Raw genomic sequence first — 20,342 nt, forward strand, 5'->3', positions numbered from 1 at the left:
CACGCATGGAAGGAGATGAACGCCATGATGAAAGTGCTGATCGTGGACGATGAAGATTTGTCGCTCAAGCGGCTGAACCGTATTTTGACGGCGAGCGGGGAAGTCGAGATATGCGGCGCTTTTCATGATCCGGAGGAAGCCGCCGAGTATGCCAAAACGCATCGGTTCGACGCTGCCTTTCTCGATATTACGATGCCGCGCATCTCGGGAATGACATTGATCGGCGAGCTGCGCAAATTCCACCCTTCGCTTCCGATCGTGTTGGTCACGGGGTATGAAGAATATGCGGTGCAGGCTTTCGATTACGAGGTGATTGATTACGTCATCAAACCGGTCACGGCCGAGCGATTGAATCGCAGCATCTCCAGACTTAAGCAGCGGCTGGAGGAATCGTCTGCCGGGTCGCGGGAACCGGAACTCGAAACGGAAAGCACAGAAGCGGACGGCCCCGCCGTAGACGAAACACGATTGACCGTGCGGTTATTCGGCGGTTTTTCGGTACATGGCGGCGATGGGACGGACGGTCCGCTCAAGCTTCGCACGCCGAAAACGGAGGAATTGCTCGCTTTTTTACTCTATAATCGCTCGACTACCCGGGATGTGCTGACCGACACGTTATGGAAAGACCTCAGTCCGCAAAAAGCTTCGACCAACCTCAATTCCACGCTATACTATGTGAGGCGCGCGATCGGAGACGGCGGCGATACACCGATTATTCGCAAAGATCGCAGCGGCATTCGCGTGGACCGGGAAGCGATCGACTGCGATTTGTACGAGTTCGAAGAATTGTTCCGACAGATGCGCCGAACGCCGGAGAACCGGCATGATCCGGAAAGCTTCGAACGGATGGACGCCTTATATACGGGAGAGTTTTTGAAAGATCGACATTACGAATGGGCTTTTGCCCGAGCCAGACAGTTGGAGATGGATTTTATCGCGATGCTGGATACGGCCGCCCGCTATCATGCGAAGATCGAGCAGCCGCTGCGGGCTTTGTATTATTTCGAACGGATTTTGCAGCTTGATCCGATTCGTGAGGACGTGCATCGGGAAATCATTTTGTTGTATTTGTCGCTTGACCGCAAGTCGGATGCGAAGCGGCAGTATCGGACGCTGGAAAAGGTGTTGGACGAAGAACTGGGGTCGCGGCCTTCGGCGGAACTCCAACGACTCATCCGCGCCGCACAATTATAGAGGCAAAGGAGTTTATCGAACGTGGACATTATTTTGGATATGATGAAGGACAAAGTGGAATGCTTGCAGGCTTACGACTTTCGCGAGTTGGAGCGTGCGGTCGAGGAGCGAATGGAAATCAATAAAGCGCTGGCGCTGCGGGTGAAAAACGTTCAGCATCAGGTGACGTTCGATCCGGTGCGGAACAAGATGCTGTACAGTGCGGTCGTGCATTTTATTGCGGGTTGAATGAGGAGGTCCTATTCGGGGTGAACCAAGCTGGGGGCGCTGCGGGAGAAATTCGCTCGAACCGCTGTCTCACCCGGAAAGTTGAATTGGATTTGAATAAGGAATCTTTCCGGGTTCAAAGGCGTTTCGATCTGAATTTCTCCCTCCGCTGGAGCTTGGGAAAGAATAGGACCGTTTTTTTGAGGGTAGGAGTAGAGATTAGGGAGCAAAGGCCCTGAATCGGGCTTTGGGCATGTTTAGCAGTTCGCGCACTGGCGCGGGCTGCTTTTTGTTTAGAATGAAGTGTCTGTATGCGTGTTGAAGAAACGGGCTTGGCTGTGCGATATGGGATTGTTGACATTTTGTGCGTATTTTGAAGGTTTTGAGGGCTGAATTTAAAGAATGCTGATGAAACGTCAACAAATTTGCGGATTTTTGCCCATTCGGAGACTTATGGAGGCGAAATGTTGACGAAACAGCAGCATTCGTAGCAAAAATGAATGAAACGGGCTTGGTTTGTTGACTTTTTGTGCACATTTGGCAGGCCATAACTAGGGCGTATACCAGATAAAGACAACATTGCGCTTGAACGAATCGCACTGGACTCGCGTATGCTTCGTTCAAACGCAAACCTACTATTTGAGAGGGGATCGAATGCTAAGCGCGCGAGCTATTTTACGTCTTCATCGTTGCTCTTCTCTTTATGACTCGAGCGCTCTTTTTTCCTCAGTTCTTTTACCGTCGCCAACGTCGAGCCTTCCGGGATGGTTAGCAGGCGGCTTTTGGATATGCCGATGCGTTGGGAGGTGTAGATGCCGCTGTGGCCGGAGAAGACGTAGCTGACCAGACAGGCGATGAACAGGTAGACGGCGGCCTCGGAACCGAACAATTCGATGCCCATGATGAAGCAGGCGATCGGGGTGTTGGTGGCTCCGCAGAAGACGGCGATGAAACCGAGCGCGGCCAAGAACGGTGCGTATAGGCCGAACAGGTGAGCCAGGCTATGGCCCATCGTAGCGCCGATCGCGAACAAAGGGGTCACTTCGCCGCCTTGGAAACCTGCGCCGAGCGTGACGGAGGTGAACAGTAGTTTCCATAAAAAGGCGAGCGGCGAGACTTCTCCCTCGAAAGACTGCTGAATGAGAGGAAGGCCGAGTCCCAGATAGTCACGAGTTCCGACGATTGCGACCAAAGCGATGACGGCGAATCCGCCGACGGCGCTTTTGAGCATCGGATTACGGAATATGGCCGTGAAGCCGCGCTTGAGCGCATGGGTCAGTTCGCTGAACAGCAAGCTAACCAGGCCGAACAAGATCGAAGCGACGACGACTTTAAGCACGATGGACATTTCAACGCCGGGAACGATGCCGATTCGGTAATGAATATGGTGAGCGCCCCAGATCCGCGTGGCAATCAGGTCACCGACGAAACTGGCCGCAAAACACGGCAGCAGCGCCCGGTGGCTGATCAGTCCGATCGCGATAACCTCGAGTCCGAAGATCGTGCCGGCAAGCGGCGTGCCGAAGATCGATCCGAAGCCGCCGCTGATGCCGCACATCAGCAAAATTTTGCGATCCGCGGCGTCGATCCGAATCATTTTCCCGAACCATTCCGCCAAGCTTCCTCCCATCTGCACCGCCGTTCCCTCGCGTCCGGCAGAGCCGCCCAGCAGATGCGTCACCAATGTCCCGAACAGGACCAAAGGAGCCATGCGCAGCGGAATGGTTTCTTGACCTTCGTTGATTTGTTCGAGGATGAGGTTGTTGCCTTTTGCGCTATTTTTGCCGAATTTCATGTAGAGATAGCTGACCAAAGCCCCGCCAAGCGGCAGCAGGAACAGCAGCCAGCCGTGGTTCATGCGTACGTCGGTGACGTAATTCAGGCTTTTGAGGAAAAAGGCAGACGCCGTTCCCGACAATACGCCGACCGCTCCCCCCAGCACGATCCATTTTAAAAAGGTGCTCCATAATGCAACATGGCTCGTTTGCTCGGCCAATCGAGTCCATCTCTTCGATCCTTTTCGCATACCCGTATCCCTTCTTATCTCCGAATTCAGTTCCGAAAACAAAACAGACTCCTACCCACGACGTATCATGGGTAGGAGTCATTAGCCCCGAAAGGCGGTTATGGCGAACTCCATCGCCGTATTGAACTGTTGTCATAATAATCCGAATCGCAGACGGTTGTCAATGACGAAATACAGGCCGGGCAGGCCCGCGTTTCTTAGCGCTGGCGTTCCTCGCTTTTCTGCACGTTCAGCGTTAGCTTCATCCCGTCGTGGCTGGCTAAGAAACCGAGCCGTTCGTAGAAGCGATGGGCGTCTTTGCGGCTTTTGTCCGTGGTGAGTTGGATCATCTCGCAGCCCGCAGCCGCCGCTTGGTCGATCGCGTAACGGAATAACGCTTCGCCGATCCCTTTTCCGCGATGCCCGCGCGCCACGCGAACGCCTTCGATCTGTCCGCGCGTCATGCCGAGTCTCGTGAGTCCGGGGATGATCGTGAGCTGGACGCAGCCGATGACCTCATCGTTTTCCAGAGCGACGATGATCGAATTTCCGGCCTGCCGCTCGATCTGCTCGAAAGCATCCAAATAAGCTTGCGGCAGCGGGTCTTCGAAACGTTCCCGTGCCGCTCCCAGCTCGTCGTCCGCTAACAGTCGCACAATTTGGGGCAGATGATGGATCGCGGCTGTTTTAAATTCCATAGCTTTCTCCTCCTTTCGACCGGATCAAGCGTCCCGCCGCAGCTCGTAAAAATACTGCACGATCGGATGCTTCAGCTTGATCTGCTCGGACATGTTCAGGATGCGCTTTTTGCCGACGCGGCGATCGACCAGGGCGAGAATGTTCAGCAGGATATCGTTGCTTTCCAGGCTGGTCTCGATCGGGGTGGTCAGAAATTTGTTCGCGTCTTTGGTGAAGTTGGATTTGGTCAGCGCGGCTTGGGCGTTCATCATGTCTTTGGCATGCTCGCCGGCTTTGCGACTACGGGCCATGATCTTGAGACGGTCTTCCGGGATCGGGCCTTTGGCGGACTTGCGCACGGCTTCGATGTCTTCGGGTTTGACCGGAATGTAGAGCTCGGGATCGTTTTTGATCTCCAGTTCGCTTTGGAACCAGCGGATCGGGTTGGTTTTGTCGCTCATGTTGAGGATATTCTTTTTATCGACGGAAATATGGCAGGTACCGGACTTATCGAGCAAGTAACGGTAGCTGGTGGCTTGGTATTCGACTTTGCCGCTCAGCGACGGGGAGAGGAAGCTCTCCAGTTGTTGTTGCAGTTTGCTCCAGGACATGAGGGTCCTCCTATGTTCGGCTTATTCCTAAGGCGGTTACGCGCCTTAAGGCTGTTGAGAGAGTCACGTTAGCGCGGGAAGCGAGAAGACTGCGAGAGACATTCGTTCAATTCGCTGTCTCACTCGGAAAACCGGATTGAAATTTAAAATGGGAGTTTTCCGAGTTCAAAGGCGTCTTTCACTGAATTTCTCTCTCCGTCTTCTAGTTTCCAGTTACGTTTGACGTTCTCAACATTTTTAAGGCATTTAAGCCCTAGTTTTCTTTGTTTAAAGGAACTTCGAAAGTCGCGCTCAGGCGGTGAGGTTCCAATGCGCTTTTTCGGGATAGGATATTGATTTTCAAGTTCAGGCGATCCGGCAGGTCGGAGACTTCGTCGGTGTCCGCTGTCAAATAGTAATGTTGATCTCCCAATTCATACATCTTGCCGCTGACGGAGGAAGCGAATCGATGTCCGTCGTTGTAAAATTCGTAGGCCAAATCGTTTTCGACTTGTCCACCGCCTTTCACTTCGATTCCGAGCGATACGCCGTCTTCGGTGTATGCGGCGTTTCGCAGCGAAAAGGTCAGACCGTCGAACGTTCGGGTTTGAACCGGAATATCGGGAGCAGGCATTTGCCATACGGGCTGCTTCTGATGTCCGTGAACGAAGTAAATCGTCGATAAGGCGATTACAGCAGCGATCAAGATGATGGACGATAGGACTACACTTTTTTTGCTCATGATAACCTCCAAACAAACAAGACATACCAACATGCATCTTTTCATTATACGTCATTTTGCCTGTTTCCATAACAAAAGACCGTTCATCCAAGATTCGGATCAACGGTCGGTCTAACTACGATCTCTATTTCAATCCCTGCATGAAGGCTCGGACACCCTCGGCGATTTCTTGCGGATGCGAGCGGTACAGATAGTGGTTCGCATCCAATAATATAACTTCGGCGTGCTCGGAATTCGCGATTTGTTTCTCATGTTCGGCTACCCACTGCTCCACGACCGGGTGATGTGCTTGAACAAACAGTAGCACCGGCAGATCGGTAGGGAAAGTCTGCTGCTTTGCTGCCTGGAAATTTTCGTACATGTCGACCGCTTCACTGAGCTGCATGTCGTTGTACATGTTTTTGCGCGTCAAAATGTTCAGCTGCGCCTTCGTTTCCTCGTCGTACGGCAGTCCCTCATAAGGATCGGCGCTCATTTTCAACTGTATGCGATGGAAGCCCAAATCCCGGAACCACTTGATCGGCGCGATATCCGAGGCTTTCACCTGCTGCTCGGCCAGCGACGGTACACTGTGATCCAGACCGATAAAGGCCATGACTTCATCCGGGTATTCGTTCACGTAATCCAGACTGTACAGGCCCGAGATCGAATGCGCCATCAGCATGTAGCGGTCAATATGTAGGCTTTGCAGCGCGGTATGGATCTCGTTCACGATATTCGCGGTGCTGCGCTCCTCCTCCGTGCGGTCGCTCAATCCGTAGCCGAAAGGCTCGACCACGACAACTCTATAATCAGGAAGCAATTCGGAGATCAGCGGTTGAAAATCAAGAGCCGGCGACGCATTACCGAAGCCGGGCAGAATCACGATTGTTTCGTTGCCGTCTCCCTGAATCATGACGTTCATTTGCTTACCTTTTACTGTTACCTGTTGACCGTAAGGTTCCAGTCTTTTTTGCTCGGAAGCGCTGCTGATTTTATTGACGGTATAGACCGTAGCGATGAACAGCAGGATCAGGATCGCCGCTGCGATAAAAAGTTTTAGTAAGATGCGTAGCGCTTTCTTGACCAATCCGTTCAGCTCCTTTTATGGGAATACGTTAAGTCTAGCGAACGGGCATGACTTCTCGATGAATGGAGTATGAACGGAGGATGAACTGTTTTTTTGCATAGTAAAAGGAGCGGTCCCGTCTAACTCGGGGCCACTCCTTTTTACGTTAAATTATTTTCCGTCGACGACTTCTTTTAAAATCTCGAATGAACGCTTCAGCTTGTCTTCCTCGTAAATGAACGAATTGACGATCAGCTCATCCACGTTGTAAAAGCTTTGGAAATGGGTCAGCTGCTGCGTAATCGTAGCTTTACTGCCTTTAAAGGTCACTTTGGACATGGAAGAAAGAACTTCTTTTTCCTGTGCGTTAGGTTCTGTATTTACGTTCGCGATAGGCGGCTGCATGAGCTGTTGCCCGCCTCTGATGATGTTTAAGAACACCCGGTCCATCGTCGATGCTAAAAACAATGCTTCGTCGTCCGAGTCCGCTGCTACTACATTCGCCGACGCCATGACGTAAGGCTCCGACAAATGTACAGAAGGCTGAAAATGCTGACGATATACGGAAATGGCTTCCCCTAGACGAGTTGGAGCAAAATGGGCACCGAACGCATAAGGCAATCCAAGCTTCGCTGCGAGATACGCGGAATCGGTGGAAGAACCCAGAATATATAGTGGAACCTTGGTTTCGATGCCAGGATAGGCTTTGACTGCTCCTTGATGTTGTGCCAGACCCAAATAGGTAAGCAGCGACTTCACATCATCCGGGAACGAATGGGCAGAATCGCCCTGGGAACGACGGATTGCAGCCGCGGCCGCTTCGTCGGTTCCCGGAGCACGACCGAGGCCCAAGTCGACGCGATCCGGATACATCGTCGCCATCGTGCCGAATTGCTCGGCTACGATCAGCGGGGAATGGTTCGGCAGCATGACCCCGCCCGATCCTACTCGGATGCTGCTCGTATGCTCCAACGCGTGCTTGACTAAAATCGACGTTGCTGAGCTGATCAGCGTGGGCGTGTTATGGTGCTCGGCGATCCAGTAGCGGGTGTACCCTAGTTTTTCTACGGTTTGCGCAAGGCTGACCATTCGTTGGATGGCTGCGCTTGTATCGCTTCCTTCCCTAATCGGCAGCAGGTCCAGTACGGAGACGGCTATATTTAGTTTTGGCATGAGTGGTGTTCCTCCTACGAATTTTTTTCCAAGTAAAATATAATTTAGATAATATTTCTTTAATATATTTATAGTAAGGTATCTTTGAGTTTCGTACAAGCGCGTCGTTAACGGTAAGGCTTTTTTCTGAAAATTATAGACGTAAAAAGAGGACAGCCGCTTGGTGTTCTCTCTTGCTTGTATCCCATGACTATTATTTTTTAAGGCTCAACATGCTTTTTTGCGTCTTACGCAATCGTAAAACGGTGATCGCGTGAAGCTTCTTCGAGGTTTGAAGATATGCCTAGGCGCTACGTCAGGGAATGTGCGATCTATAACGACAGTTGATCGATCATAGCCAAGCAGCGAAGCCACCCTGGATCTGACTTAGCAGCTCTTGCAGATTGCCGCCTTTCCAGCTCCGAATCATGAACGTACTGAATTAATTAATTGTAAACTCAAGCCCTCTTCGCCATCCGTCATAGTCGACAACCGTGCCGCAACGCAAAAAAGAGCTGTCCCCGGCCATGAATTGCGGCTCTGAGACAGCTCTTGCTTAACCTAGCTTTGCTCTTTTAATCAAATCGCTCAACGCTGGTACAAATTCGGATCATGCTTCATCACGCGTACTTGTCCATCGAGGAAATAGTTGACGTAGATCGCACCCGTACTATCTACAGCGAGCTTGATTTCCTCAATCGGTGTCGTGGGAATACCGTCATATTCGACGGGAATCCAATTTCCATTTTCGTATTTGATGACTTTTACCACTGGAACTTTTGGATTTTTAACATCGCGATAAGCGACATAAGGTGCCCCGTGACCGTCGATAGCTAAGCTTGGCGTAATCGTATCAGCGCCGACCCCTATCGATGCGCCAGTAGTACCTACCGTTTCCCAGGTAGAGCCTGTATATTTAGCTACGGTCACCTCTCTGTTTCTAGAAAAGAAGACGACATAAGGTATACCCTGCGGATCAAGCGAGAACGAGTAAGCCAAGCCTACATCGATTGACGCTTCAGATCTGCTTGGATCGTTCCCTTCCGATCCCTCGCCGTTCTGCTCATAACGCACAACATGAGCTGTAATTGTCGTAGTTGTTCCATTGTAAACAAAAGTTTTGTAGAACATATAAAGATTGCCGTCCCGGTCAAAGTCCATCGAGATCTCCCGGACAAATTGCTCGTTCGAAATACGATCGATCTCTTCCCATTCTCCTTTGTTGTACTTCACGATCCGAACATAATCATTCGGATGATTCCCAAGCATGAGATACGACAAATAAGGCGTATCATCCTGGTCAAAAGCAAAAGCTAGATTGTAGAAATCGGAGGGTTTCCCCGCGCCCTGTACATCCGGCATTCTCTCCCAAGCACCGTCGGCATATCTCATGACAATGAGTTGGGAGGCGTTGTCCAAGAAACTGCCGTAAGCAAGGTAAGCCGTGCCCTTGCTATCTATAGCGAGCGTTGGAAACGTCAAGTTCTTGGTTGAGCGAATGCTATCTCCCGGTAACCACTGCTGATCGAAGTCGGTCGGTTGACCGAATGTTTGCCATTGGCCATCCTCGTATTTCATCACAAATATCTCTTTTTCCGCGGTCACAAGGATCATATAGGGAACTCCTTGGCTATCCAGTATGAAATCAGTCTGATAATACACGCCTGCATCCATTGCATCCCCAACTTGCAGCCACGCCGTCATCGTCCACTTCGCATACAACGTGACATCTGCCGTCACTGGCGTTGTAAAGACATAAGCCTTCGTGAAGGTATTATCCTGGTACCAACCATCGAATCTATACCCTTCCCATTTCGGTGCAGGAGGGGCCGTGGCGTTAGCGCCCGTAGCTACAATCTGACTCTCGACGGACGAGCCTCCGCCACTTTCGAAACTCACCGTGTAAGTGATCAGTTTCCAGCTTGCATACAACGTGATGTCGCCGGTCACGGAAGTCGCAAAGTTATAGATTTCGTTTAATTCGGCGTCGCTATACCATCCGATGAACGTGTAGCCCTCTTTCGTCGGCGTATTCGGTCGTATAGCCGTACCGTCATATTCAACAGTTTGGCTAGCCACCGATGATCCGCCTTCACTATTGAAACTTACGGTATGGAGCGCTGTCCACTTCGCATACAACGTCAGGTTAGCCGTCACCGCCGTCGTGAAGCTATAAGGGGTCTGTAAGCCAATATCGCTGTACCAACCGCTGAACTTATAACCGTCTTGCGTCGGATCAGCTGGCGCTATCGCCATATTTCCCTCTTCCACGGATTGGCTACTTACCGTTGACCCTTGGTTACTATTGAAAGTCACCATATAGCTCTTTTTCGTCCAATTTGCGTACAGCGTAATATTCGCCGTTACGCCTGCCGTAAAACCGTATGGAGTTGCGAAATACTCATCGCTGTACCAACCGCTGAACGTATAGCCGTCCCGAGTCGGATTAGCCGGCGCCGTCGCCACAGCACCTTCGCTCACTGTTTGGGGTTCCACGCCGGACCCACCATTGCTCTCGAACGCTACCGTATAGGTATTAGGCACATAGACGGACCATTTCGCATACAAGGTCAGATCCGCTGTCACCACTGAAGTAGTGAAATCATAAGGACTATTCAAGTCGCTGTCGCTATACCAACCCCCGAATACGTAACCGTCCCGTTCGGGAGCGACAGGTACCGAAGCTTTCTCTCCTTCATTGATCGTCTGAGCATTTACTGCGGACCCTTCATTGCTCTCGAAGCTCACGGTATAACGAAGCAGCCACTTTGCGTACAAATTGAGGTCTCCTGTGATCGGCGAAGCAAAGTCGTAGGCTGTCGTCGGATCGTTCTCATTATACCAACCCCCGAACACATAGCCTTCCATAGTCGGTTCAATCGGAACGCTAGCCGTTTCCCCGTATGCTATAGTCTGACTCTCCGTCTCTGCGGCTCCGCCATTGCTGTTGAAGCTTACCGTGTAAGCATTAGTCGTCCACTGCGCCGTAACCATAATACTCTCTTCCGGCATAATGGTCGGAGGCGTCGGTAACCATCCGGCAAAGACATGGCCCTGCCAAGCTGGCGTGCCCAGGTGGAGTTTTGTCGTCGCACCGGTTGGAACTTCCAGGACTCTCGTTGATTGACCGGAACCATTGTAATCAATCGTCAAGGTATGGGCATCCCGCTTGTAGTACAGTTTCAGCGCCGTTTTGCCGTTGCTTGCGATTTGACTCTTCAATACACTTCCCTCAATATCCTCATCAAATTGGAATCCTTGATAGGATCTTAGCGTGACATTTTCAAGAGTTGCTTCCGCATCAGTCACTCCGCGATACGATTCCGTATCCGCGACCGTGTACGTATCGCTCCCGATATTTTGTAGCAAATAGACCACCTGATACGGCGTATCCTCGCGCCCTTTCCATTTTGCGGTATAGGTCGTGTCCGAGCTTGGCATCGTGCTTGGGACACTCGGTTCCCACCCAGCGAAGGTATAACCTTGTCTAGTCGGAACAGGTACGCGAGCGGCGATATTCTTGCCCATCGCCTCCGTCAACGAAGTTGCCGGCGCTCCGACATAATCCCAATCGAACGTGAGCGTGTGATTGTTCGGATAATATTCGACTCGGACGACCGTAGATCCGTCGCCTTTGATCCGCACTCCGCTTACCGTTCCCGCTCGATAACCTTGATCCTTGTATTTATCGGAATTGATCCGAATTTCAGTGTCCGTTGTTCCTGTCAACATTTCGGTATACACCGGCGGAGCCGTTGATACTCGGCTATTCGGATCTACCAGATAGTGCTCGACCATATACGGTGTATTTGTATTCGCGGTCCAGTGCGCGTAGAGTTCATAGTCATCCTTAGGCATACGGCTTGGAATGCTGAATTTCTCTCCACCGACAGCCTCTGTGTACCATCCGTCAAATGTATAGCCCGGATAGACCGGATTCGATACTTGAACCGCTGCATTATACACGTAAGGAAGAACTTGAGTCACTCCGCCGTTTCCAGGGTGCAACTGGAAGATATATTCACCTTCCGTTGTGCGCCACGTCAATGGAAGAGTCCGTTTAATCGGATCTGCTGTAAAGGACAGTGGCGCTCCTTTCCAGGTAATCACGACACTTCCTTTGCTTACCGGACGTTTCGTGTCAACCACCTTGATTTTCCCAGTGCCCTCGTCATACTTGAAATTCGGATTATCCACTTGAATATCGAAATTCGAATGACCGTACGCCCGAGTATCCGTGTCGCCTGTCTTCAAATCAAGCGTGCTCATCGTTAGCCACGACTCTGGCACCGCAATGGACGATACGGAACCTGCCATGGTAAACCCAAGCGCTTCATCTTCGTCATAAGCGAAGTCGTACACATTATCTTGTTGTCCAAGCGTATACAATGGCCACTCCTCAGAAGCTAATTCTATGCTGTCCGAGAGCGCTCCGTCACCTAATTGTGCACCGAGCTCAGCCTCCAGATAGATGCCGATCTCGACGAACAAAGCGCCCATCGACTTGGTTGTCTTGACTCCGCTTATATTTTTCAACTGATAATAGAAGTAGCCCCATAGATTGATATAGACCCCAGGCTCAACCGCAACCCCGACGCTGTTGAGATCGACGCTGCCGATCCCGGCCTTCACCTCCATATGAATGCCCGCCCTCAGACCGAGCGTACCCATGACGTAGAAGGTGAACTGGTAGTCGCCGTCTTCCGGCAAACTCACCGTGTTGCTCGATCCAGAGAAACTCAAGACGCGCACCGTGACCGAATAACGCTTCGCCATCTTATAGTAGAAGTCTGCGCCGATCGTCAGATTGACTTGAGCGTTGACGACAAACTCCGCTTCGAATTTGACCTCGACGATACCGAGCGCCACGCGCACGCTCTTCTCGATCAGCGTCTCCTTGATTAACGTCGCCCACTCCGTCTCTTGCTCCAGCATCTCTTTGTACTGTTCCCTGAGCGAATCTATATCGACGTCGTCCGTATCTTCCGGGCCGTTTAGAACCGCTTCGATCTCCTCCGCGATGTTCTTGACTTGACTCAGTTTGCCGGAGGTCCGTGCATCCACCCAATCCTCTAAGATATCTTCCAATTCATCAGGTTCAGCGAATCCAATCTCTGCTTTAATATTCATGCCCGTGTAGCTATAGGCGTCCAGGTTGGCCGTAATGACATAGTCGTCGATAACCGGGAAGATCGGAATATCGCCCAGCCAAGTCGAGATTGTATACCAATGCCAAGACGTATCCGAGTTGATATTGAGATCCAAGCTGATTTCCTGTACGAATGTACCGGTCATGTGGATGACCATACTGGTGTCGTCATTGACCTCCACCACAATGTCCGCGCTCACTTGCAAAGTCGCGCTCACACCGGAAGTCCGTCCTTTGATATTCTTCAGCTTCGTACCGAGATCGGCTACAACCTTCAGATTCTTTACACTTACCTTATCTTCGTCGCCTGCCAAGAAAGTCTGCGCCTTGAATTCTTTCGTCTCCATCGCGACATCTGACAGATAATCCGCTGCTTGATCGACGAATCCGCTTGTCTTGGCTTGCTGCTCGATCTGCGTCTCCAGCTGGACGATCTGCTCCTCCGTCAAAAGCTGCTCGCCGTCGATCGTTTGTTTCTGATAAAGGTCAAACGCGCTCGTGACGTCTTCGACCGTCGCATCCGTATACGTAATAATGTCCATCTCCGCCGCTGGCGTGATCGACGTGATTCTTCCGTAACCTACCGACTTGAAGTCTTCTTTGGCAAATTCTCCTTCGTAGAAACCAATAAAGTCGCCGACATCGACCGTTGTCAGCTCATCCAAACCTAAAGGTTTATATTGCTCGTCGCTGTAATTCATTGCGACATGCTCGACAGTAATGGAATAATTCGTCGAATCCTTGTCCGTATCCGCTTCGACGCTCACTGGCAACACGTCCGGCTTGAACACGACTTGATCCGCTTCCGCCCGGCCGTATGAATAGGTACTGTCGTCTACTGCCGTAATCTGCACATAGGCAACCTCGCCTGCTTCGATTCCGTCTGTGGCAACAGTACGCTGATCCGGACGAATTCCCGTGTAGATTGCGACCGTATCCCCGACTTGAATCACAGCACTTTCGTCATATTCGAATGTTCCGCTTGCCGCATTAGCTTCGGCCAACGAAGTTCCGCCGCCTCCGACCATCGTCGTCATGACCGGGATCGAGGGCGAACCTACTTCTTCACCGTCCAAGACCATATCCGAAATATCCGAGAAATGAAGATAAATCATATTCGGATTCAGGGGAACCTGCAAAATTTCTTGTTTAGACACACTGAAGACGTAAATGTCCGTCGTCGAGTCTTGACCGACAAACGTCAGGTCATCGTTCGTCAGTGTCAATTGATACGTGTGACCTTCAACGAACTTTCCATCTTCGGCTGCGGACGCGACTGTGAACTGTCCGTTGCCACCCGTGACTTTAATACCCGCAAGATCGGAATTTGCGGTATCTACAAATTTCATACTCTCTTTCACTTGCTCCGCGGTGAGACTATTCGTCGTATCCGCAATCTGAATGGTGTAGTTCGGCGCAACATCCAACACCGAATAGCTCGGCACACTTTCTACCGCCTTGTCCACACTATCCGTATATTTCGCATACAACGTCGTATTCCCGCTCAGCGTGCTTCCACTGGCGAAGATCAACGTCAAATCACTATCCGTGAACCACCCTTGGAAAATGTACCCGTCTTTCGTTGGAGCAGGCAGGTTAGTTAGCACTTGTTCCGATCGTACCGTCTGCGCCGCGATTGCCGAACCGCCGTTGCTCTCGAACGTCAGCGTGTAGCTCGTCGAGCCGCTCCCTGGGTTGCTTCCGTTGCTGTTGCCGTTCCCGCCACCTGTTCCGCCGCCGTTATTGCTGCTATTCCCGCCCGTCGTCGGATTCGGCGTCGGGCTAGGGGTTGGCGTTGGTGTAGGAGTCGGTGTGGGCGTTGGCGTCGTCGGGTTCTGCGCTTGCCACGCTTCCACCACTTCGACATTGCGCATGAACAGCGTCGCCGCTTCCGCGCGCGAGGCCTGATTCTTCGGATTGAAATTCCCTTGATCGTCTCCGCTGAAAATACCCGCTTGCCACAGCTTCAGCACCGCGTCCGCCGCCCATGGCGAAACGCTGGACAGATCGCCCGGCTGCGTCGTCACTGGATTCGACGTCTGATACGGAATCTCGTAACTCTCGAAATACCGCAGCGTCATCGTCGCCATCTGCTCGCGCGATACCGTACCGTTCGGCGAGAAGCTTCCGCTTCCCGTTCCTTCCGTAATGCCTTGCGCCACCGCCCAGGCAATGTACGGCGCATACCAGCTATTCGCGGATACGTCCGCGAAACTCGACGTCGTATAGGCACTTACATCCACGCCCGCCATCCGGCCCAGCGCCGTTACGTACATGGCACGCGTCATCGTGCCCTTCGGCGAGAAGTTATTCGCGTCCGTTCCGCTGAAGATCCCCTTCTCCTGCATCTTCACGACCGCGTCGTAATACCAATCTGTCGGACTCACGTCCCGGAACGGGATCGTGATCGTCGTGACTGTAGTCGGCTGGATCGGCAGCTCAGCCGCTGCCGCCTTCGGCGGCGGTAGCATCGGCACGATCAGGCTGATCACGAGTAACCAGACGAGCACCTGCACCTTCGCTTTCCAGGCTCGCTTTATTGCTTTCTTCACATTCATACATCCCCTCTATTTATGGATCTTGCCGAAAACACAACGAATTTAAACTTCTTTGCTTTTCGAAGTTTACCATGCTGGATCGGCCGCTTACGGTTTATAAAGAAAACTTTAAATAGGTACCTTGCCAACTCTTAATCAGAGGATTACGTTTGGCTGAAATCCGCACGTTTCAGGCGGGTTTCAGCCAAACCCAAAAAAGCGATGCAAAGAGTCGAGTCTTCGCACCGTTTTTCCTAATTTCCATTATCCGCAACCAGCATATACCCGATCCCGCGCACCGTAACAATTCGCTTCGGATCGGTAGGATCAGACTCGATTTTTTTGCGCAAATGACTAATATGCACCGCAACCGTTCTCGCGTCCTCCAGACTTTCCATCCCCCAGATGATCTGGAACAACCTATCGACGCTGATCACATGGTTCGCGTTCTGCGCCATATAGGAGAGCAGGCTGAACTCTTTTTTCGATAAAAAGACCGTCTTGCTCTCCGTCGTCGCCGACTGCGCACAATAGTCCAGCGTCAGGCCCGGCAACTCCAGCAGTTGTTCCTTCCGTCCCGCCGATACCCGACGCAGATGCGTCTTGACCTTCGCCATGAGCACGCCCGGGCTGAACGGCTTGATCATGTAATCATCGCCGCCGCAGGTCAAAGCGCGACTCTTCACCTCGTCCTCTTTTCGGCCGCTTAGAAACACGATCGGCACATCCGTCAGACGGCGCGCGTCCTTGCACCAGTCGATGCCGCTTTCTCTCGTCAGCATGACGTCGAGCAGAATCAAGTCCGGCTCGAACGAGACCAGCAACCTCATCGCTTCCGCCCCGCTCCGGCTGTAAGCCGAGTCGAAGCCTTCCTTTTCGCAATACAATTGCACGATCTCGCAGATATGCGGATCATCGTCGACGATCATGATTTTCTGCGCATTCGTCACCTCTTCACCTGCCCTTGCGGCCTATGTTTCCACGGCGTACCGCTCTGTTTTGAAATGTAAAAGAAAATGGAAATGAAAAACAAGTGACCCGGATTTGGATCACTTGTTCCTTCGAACCAGGCCTGCTCAATATATTGGGGGATCAAGCGGAGGAAACGGCCTTGCATGATTCGATCTGAAGTTCCCAAGCTGTTTGAGGGGAAGCCCGGGATCACGGTGGGGGGATTTTCTCTTGCTTTTGATACGAATGCAGAAAATTTGAAATTCATTTTCCTGCTCGAAGTGTACCATGCCGGATCGGCCGCTTACGGTTTATAAAGAAAACTTTAAGTAAGGGATAGAATCCGAAATCTTCGCTGATCCTCAAACAAAAAAGCGGTGCAAGGAGTTTATTCCCTGTACCGCTTCTGCCCTACGTCTGGCTATCCGCCACCAACATATACCCGCTCCCCCGCACCGTAATAATCCGCTCCGGATTGGCAGGATCGGACTCGATCTTTTTACGCAAATTACTGATATGTACCGCAACCGTCCTCGTATCCTCCAGGCTTTCCATTCCCCAAATAATTTGGAACAACGTGTCGACGCCAATGACGTGATTCACGTTTTGCGCCATGTAGGATAACAGACTGAACTCTTTTTTCGATAAAAAAACGGACGTGCTTCCCATACTGACGGACTGCGCATAATAATCCAACGTCATGCCCGGCAGTTCCAGCAGTTGTTCTTTTCTTCCGGCCGAGATTCGGCGCAGATGCGCCTTGATTTTCGCCATGAGGACGCCCGGGCTAAACGGCTTGGTCACGTAATCGTCGCCGCCGTAAGTCAATGCGCTGATTTTGATTTCGTCTTCGTCCTGGCTGCTCAAAAATATAATCGGCGCATCCGTAAAATGACGTGCCTGTTTGCACCAATCGATGCCGTTTTCGTTAGCCAGCAGCACGTCCAGCACGATCAAATCCGGTTCGAAGGTACGAAGCAGCGTCATGGCCTCCGTACCGCTCTGACCGCAAGCCGAGATAAAGCCTTCTCTGTCGCAGTACACTTGGACAATCTCGCAGATATGAGGATCATCGTCGACGATCATGATTTTTTGCGCATCCATTCTACTCTCCTCCTTCATTCCCGATCCAAGGAAGCGTTACGTAAAAGGTCGCGCCCCGTTCGCCGTCGCTCTCCGCCCGAACCGCTCCTCCGTGCCCCTGCACGATCTCCCTGCAAATCGCAAGCCCTAAGCCGCTGCCCTGCACGCCTTTGTCCGCGCTCGGCTGATCATATCTATAATTGCGGTCGAAAATTTGCTCCAACTGCTCGGGCGGAATCCCCATGCCGGAATCTTGGATGCTGATCGTCGCGGCGCGAGCACCGTCTTTTTCATCCAGGGTCAATCCGATCCGCACCGTGCCTCCCCGGGAGGTGAACTTCATCGCATTCGACACCAGATTGAACAACGCCTGCTCCAAGCGTTGCGGATCGATCTCCACAAGAGTCAGATTCCTCGGTTGATCTTCCAACGCGCCGACATCCAAGATGAAATCCAACCCCGCATCCCGCACCACCAACTCATATTGTTCAAAAAAGCTGTGTAAAAATTGAACGATAGAAACAGGCTGCATGCGGTAAGAGACTTGCCCGGTTTCCAAATGCGACAGAAAGGACAATTCCTCGATCATTCGGTTGATTCTGATCGTGTTTTCGCGAATATACTTGAGGTATTGGTCGTTACGCTCCGGCTTCACATTGTCTTGTACGGCCTCCACGTATCCCAGCATGCTGGATAGCGGCATCCGCAGATCGTGCGTGATATAAGCCAGCAGCTTTTTCCGCCCTTGCTCGGAGTTCAACAGCTGATCGTAGGATGTGCGAAGGTCATGGTGAGCGTTCGACAAAGCCTGAGTCCGTTCCTGCACCGTCTGCTCCAGATTCGTATTCATTTCGATCAGTTTGTCGTTCGCAACCTGAAGTTCGCGCGCGATGCGCTCTTCGTTCGACGCCGCCTGCGTGAATCTCGAAGAGAGCAAGATCATCTGCGCCACCGTAAAGACCAACAAGCCCAGCGGCGACGTGTTTTCGATCAAAGACCAGCCGTTGTAATATAAAAAGTCGTTGACGACCGTCACCAACGTCACCACCGAGGCCAGAAGGAAAATCAAAGCTCCGCCTTTGCGGCGAGCAGCCAGTCTGACAAGTCCAATCATCAGATACACCATATGCGCAACGACCAGAATACCGATCGGCAGCAGGAACTGGGTGTAGGTCAGCGCCGGCGTCACGATGATCAGGATGAAAAACGCGCCGGTCGCGATCTGCGAGCACAAACGGAACCACCGCGATACATAATTCGGGAAAATGCTATCAAAGTACATCATAATGATAAAGCCGCTGACGCTCAAAATCAGATACTCGATCTTGAACTGCAACTCCCAAGGAAAATGAGGCAGCCACTGCGTAAAAATCACTTCGCCGTTGAACAAGGAGCGAATGCCGAGCAGCACCGTGAACAAGCCGAAATATAAAGGGGCCCGGTCTTTGCGTCTCAGCATGAACAACAACAGATTATACAGACCGATCACGACCAAGCTCGCCGTGATAAACATATCCGTGGCCAGGTTCAGATTGGTCTTGATTGCGAGCACGTCACTCCCGCCAAGCTCGATCGGTTTGGTGATACCGCCGCGATTATGATGGAAGTTGGATACCTGCATCACCAGTTCGACCTTGTCGCTCTCAGGCTGGAAAAAAAGGAGCTTCGTCGCCAAGCGAGGACTCATGCCGGCCTTATCCTGCCCCACCGTGCCGACTTGCGCCAACAGCTCGCCGTTCACCCATAACTTGTACGCATGAAAGATGCCGGGCAGCCTTAGAGCAAGCCGCTCGTTACGATCCTTTTCGCTAAGTTCGATGACCAGCCGATAGGTTGCATAGCCTGCCCCCCCAAGCTTTTCCCCATCCCACCGATAACCCGACCAGGAGCTTGGAATATCGATCCAATGCTCGTCTTGCCCAACTTCCGCCGATCGCATCCGAATATCCTCGGGCGATAACAACTCTTGCCAAAAAAACGCCCACTCTCCGGCCAACTTTTGCGGATTCTCCCGAACCTCGACCTGCCTTAAATCGAGAACCCCTTCCCGACTTTCGAACTTCGGAGAATCCAGCGCGGAGATCACCACATAACTTGCAGTCAGCCCCACGACAATGGCCGCCGCAACATAAAGCCAAACCAGGCGCGAACCGAACTTGAACATCCCCCTCATGATGAAGCCAACCCCATTCTTTAAAAGCGCAGCGAATATATTGATTACTCAAATGATAGCATTATTGGAGGAGGTTGTGGTTTGCTAATTTCCGGGAGCAAAAATCTCCGGCTGATCGCTGCGCCAAGTCCCGATGCAGCCGATCAGGCAGAACGTGCAGCTTCTCAAACGAGCCCCTTCTTCATATTCCGTCACGATATTGAGCCCGGGCTTTCGCCAAGCCAATATCCGACCCGAGAAGCCCGGCCATTCCGTAAACTCGTCCATCGCGGGTGGGCCGTAGGCCGATATCGCAGCCTCCGGGGGAGCATCCATCGCGACTCCTTCGGGAAGCAAGCCGGGAAAAGGAGCTTTGATCCGGTCGTCCGATCCCGGTGCGAGGAAATGAACGGAGCCGATGATCCATCCGTCCTCTGCGGCGTAGTTTAGTCCGGTGAGGTCGTTTATTTTCGGAGCGCGGTAGATGTCCAGACGCAGAGAAGCCTTTGCCGACCAGATGATGTCGTCGTTGAAGTAGCTGTTCGGCGAAGGCATGCGTTTGACGCCGAAAGGTTGGAGTAGGGCTTGGATAGATTTAGAGTCGTAAGGGCGGCCGAGAAGCTCGATTAGGTGATCGGATGGTACGTTCATGCAGGGTTCATTCCTTTCGGTATGTAAGTCAAAGATCAGACATAGAAAATGCGGAAGAAGAACCGTACGGGTCCTTTTTCATCGTACATCAGCCATCCGGATTTTCAAAGTTAGCCGTGTTGATCATTCATTTGGATTACGGATCGAGTTGACAGCTTTTTCTTTATATCGTATTATTCGAATATAACGATTTAGGAGAGATA

Annotated in this window: 14 protein-coding genes and 1 riboswitch; of the genes, 3 read left to right on the forward strand and 11 right to left on the reverse strand. The window is 51.8% G+C overall.

The window, feature by feature from the left end; translation table 11 throughout:
• Positions 1 to 24: 24 nt before the first annotated feature.
• Positions 25 to 1,194: a response regulator gene (locus SACSAC_RS26855; RefSeq protein ID WP_051506907.1), complete on the forward strand. Its 1,170-nt coding sequence runs from the start codon at positions 25 to 27 to the stop codon at positions 1,192 to 1,194.
• A 21-nt stretch (positions 1,195 to 1,215) separates the two neighbouring features.
• Entirely contained in the window at positions 1,216 to 1,422 is a 207-nt protein-coding gene (locus SACSAC_RS06180; protein ID WP_037284614.1) for a DUF2536 family protein, read from the forward strand.
• Positions 1,423 to 2,071: 649 nt separating this feature from the next.
• Here SACSAC_RS06180 and SACSAC_RS06190 read toward each other — a convergent pair.
• From SACSAC_RS06190 to SACSAC_RS06225, 8 genes are all read right to left on the reverse strand, one after another.
• Positions 2,072 to 3,427, reverse strand: coding sequence for a voltage-gated chloride channel family protein (locus SACSAC_RS06190; RefSeq protein ID WP_037284619.1), 1,356 nt, complete (start codon positions 3,425 to 3,427; stop codon positions 2,072 to 2,074).
• A 65-nt stretch (positions 3,428 to 3,492) separates the two neighbouring features.
• Positions 3,493 to 3,554, reverse strand: a riboswitch (Fluoride riboswitch).
• A 70-nt stretch (positions 3,555 to 3,624) separates the two neighbouring features.
• Entirely contained in the window at positions 3,625 to 4,104 is a 480-nt protein-coding gene (locus SACSAC_RS06195; RefSeq protein WP_037284621.1) for a GNAT family N-acetyltransferase, read from the reverse strand.
• Between the two features lie 24 nt (positions 4,105 to 4,128).
• Positions 4,129 to 4,695 carry an SF0329 family protein gene (locus SACSAC_RS06200; protein WP_037284624.1) on the reverse strand — a complete coding sequence of 189 codons (567 nt, stop codon included), beginning with the start codon at positions 4,693 to 4,695 and terminating at the stop codon, positions 4,129 to 4,131.
• Positions 4,696 to 4,948: 253 nt separating this feature from the next.
• On the reverse strand, positions 4,949 to 5,416 hold the full coding sequence (locus tag SACSAC_RS06205) for a hypothetical protein (RefSeq protein ID WP_037284626.1): 468 nt from the start codon (positions 5,414 to 5,416) through the stop codon (positions 4,949 to 4,951).
• Between the two features lie 124 nt (positions 5,417 to 5,540).
• Complete coding sequence (locus SACSAC_RS06210; protein ID WP_245608590.1) at positions 5,541 to 6,485, reverse strand: alpha/beta fold hydrolase; 945 nt, start codon at positions 6,483 to 6,485, stop codon at positions 5,541 to 5,543.
• Positions 6,486 to 6,635: 150 nt separating this feature from the next.
• Positions 6,636 to 7,637, reverse strand: a complete 1,002-nt coding sequence (locus tag SACSAC_RS06215; protein WP_037284630.1) for an LLM class flavin-dependent oxidoreductase — start codon at positions 7,635 to 7,637, stop codon at positions 6,636 to 6,638.
• Between the two features lie 567 nt (positions 7,638 to 8,204).
• Positions 8,205 to 15,317 (reverse strand): InlB B-repeat-containing protein, encoded by a 7,113-nt coding sequence (locus tag SACSAC_RS26860; RefSeq protein ID WP_169833753.1) that lies wholly within the window; start codon positions 15,315 to 15,317, stop codon positions 8,205 to 8,207.
• Positions 15,318 to 15,556: 239 nt separating this feature from the next.
• Positions 15,557 to 16,252 carry a response regulator transcription factor gene (locus SACSAC_RS06225; protein WP_051506909.1) on the reverse strand — a complete coding sequence of 232 codons (696 nt, stop codon included), beginning with the start codon at positions 16,250 to 16,252 and terminating at the stop codon, positions 15,557 to 15,559.
• A 165-nt stretch (positions 16,253 to 16,417) separates the two neighbouring features.
• On the opposite strand from SACSAC_RS06225, the gene SACSAC_RS27905 reads away from it, so the two are divergent.
• Positions 16,418 to 16,570, forward strand: coding sequence for a hypothetical protein (locus SACSAC_RS27905; RefSeq protein WP_156950959.1), 153 nt, complete (start codon positions 16,418 to 16,420; stop codon positions 16,568 to 16,570).
• A 94-nt stretch (positions 16,571 to 16,664) separates the two neighbouring features.
• On the opposite strand, the gene SACSAC_RS06230 is transcribed toward SACSAC_RS27905, so the two are convergent.
• From SACSAC_RS06230 to SACSAC_RS06240, 3 genes are all read right to left on the reverse strand, one after another.
• On the reverse strand, positions 16,665 to 17,357 hold the full coding sequence (locus tag SACSAC_RS06230; RefSeq protein ID WP_037284633.1) for a response regulator transcription factor: 693 nt from the start codon (positions 17,355 to 17,357) through the stop codon (positions 16,665 to 16,667).
• Position 17,358: 1 nt separating this feature from the next.
• Positions 17,359 to 19,500 carry an ATP-binding protein gene (locus SACSAC_RS06235; protein WP_245608591.1) on the reverse strand — a complete coding sequence of 714 codons (2,142 nt, stop codon included), beginning with the start codon at positions 19,498 to 19,500 and terminating at the stop codon, positions 17,359 to 17,361.
• 93 nt (positions 19,501 to 19,593) lie between these two features.
• Positions 19,594 to 20,139 carry a hypothetical protein gene (locus SACSAC_RS06240; RefSeq protein ID WP_037284640.1) on the reverse strand — a complete coding sequence of 182 codons (546 nt, stop codon included), beginning with the start codon at positions 20,137 to 20,139 and terminating at the stop codon, positions 19,594 to 19,596.
• Positions 20,140 to 20,342 lie beyond the last annotated feature (203 nt).

Source organism: Saccharibacillus sacchari DSM 19268, assembly GCF_000585395.1.
Lineage (GTDB): Bacteria > Bacillota > Bacilli > Paenibacillales > Paenibacillaceae > Saccharibacillus > Saccharibacillus sacchari.

Coding starts and splice junctions, on each gene's coding strand:
- SACSAC_RS26855 (WP_051506907.1), top strand. CDS start 25: ATGATGAAAGTGCTGATCGTGGACGATGAAGATTTGTCGCTCAAGCGG.
- SACSAC_RS06190 (WP_037284619.1), bottom strand. CDS start 3,427: ATGCGAAAAGGATCGAAGAGATGGACTCGATTGGCCGAGCAAACGAGC.
- SACSAC_RS06195 (WP_037284621.1), bottom strand. CDS start 4,104: ATGGAATTTAAAACAGCCGCGATCCATCATCTGCCCCAAATTGTGCGA.
- SACSAC_RS06200 (WP_037284624.1), bottom strand. CDS start 4,695: ATGTCCTGGAGCAAACTGCAACAACAACTGGAGAGCTTCCTCTCCCCG.
- SACSAC_RS06205 (WP_037284626.1), bottom strand. CDS start 5,416: ATGAGCAAAAAAAGTGTAGTCCTATCGTCCATCATCTTGATCGCTGCT.
- SACSAC_RS06215 (WP_037284630.1), bottom strand. CDS start 7,637: ATGCCAAAACTAAATATAGCCGTCTCCGTACTGGACCTGCTGCCGATT.
- SACSAC_RS27905 (WP_156950959.1), top strand. CDS start 16,418: ATGATTCGATCTGAAGTTCCCAAGCTGTTTGAGGGGAAGCCCGGGATC.
- SACSAC_RS06230 (WP_037284633.1), bottom strand. CDS start 17,357: ATGGATGCGCAAAAAATCATGATCGTCGACGATGATCCTCATATCTGC.
- SACSAC_RS06235 (WP_245608591.1), bottom strand. CDS start 19,500: ATGTTCAAGTTCGGTTCGCGCCTGGTTTGGCTTTATGTTGCGGCGGCC.
- SACSAC_RS06240 (WP_037284640.1), bottom strand. CDS start 20,139: ATGAACGTACCATCCGATCACCTAATCGAGCTTCTCGGCCGCCCTTAC.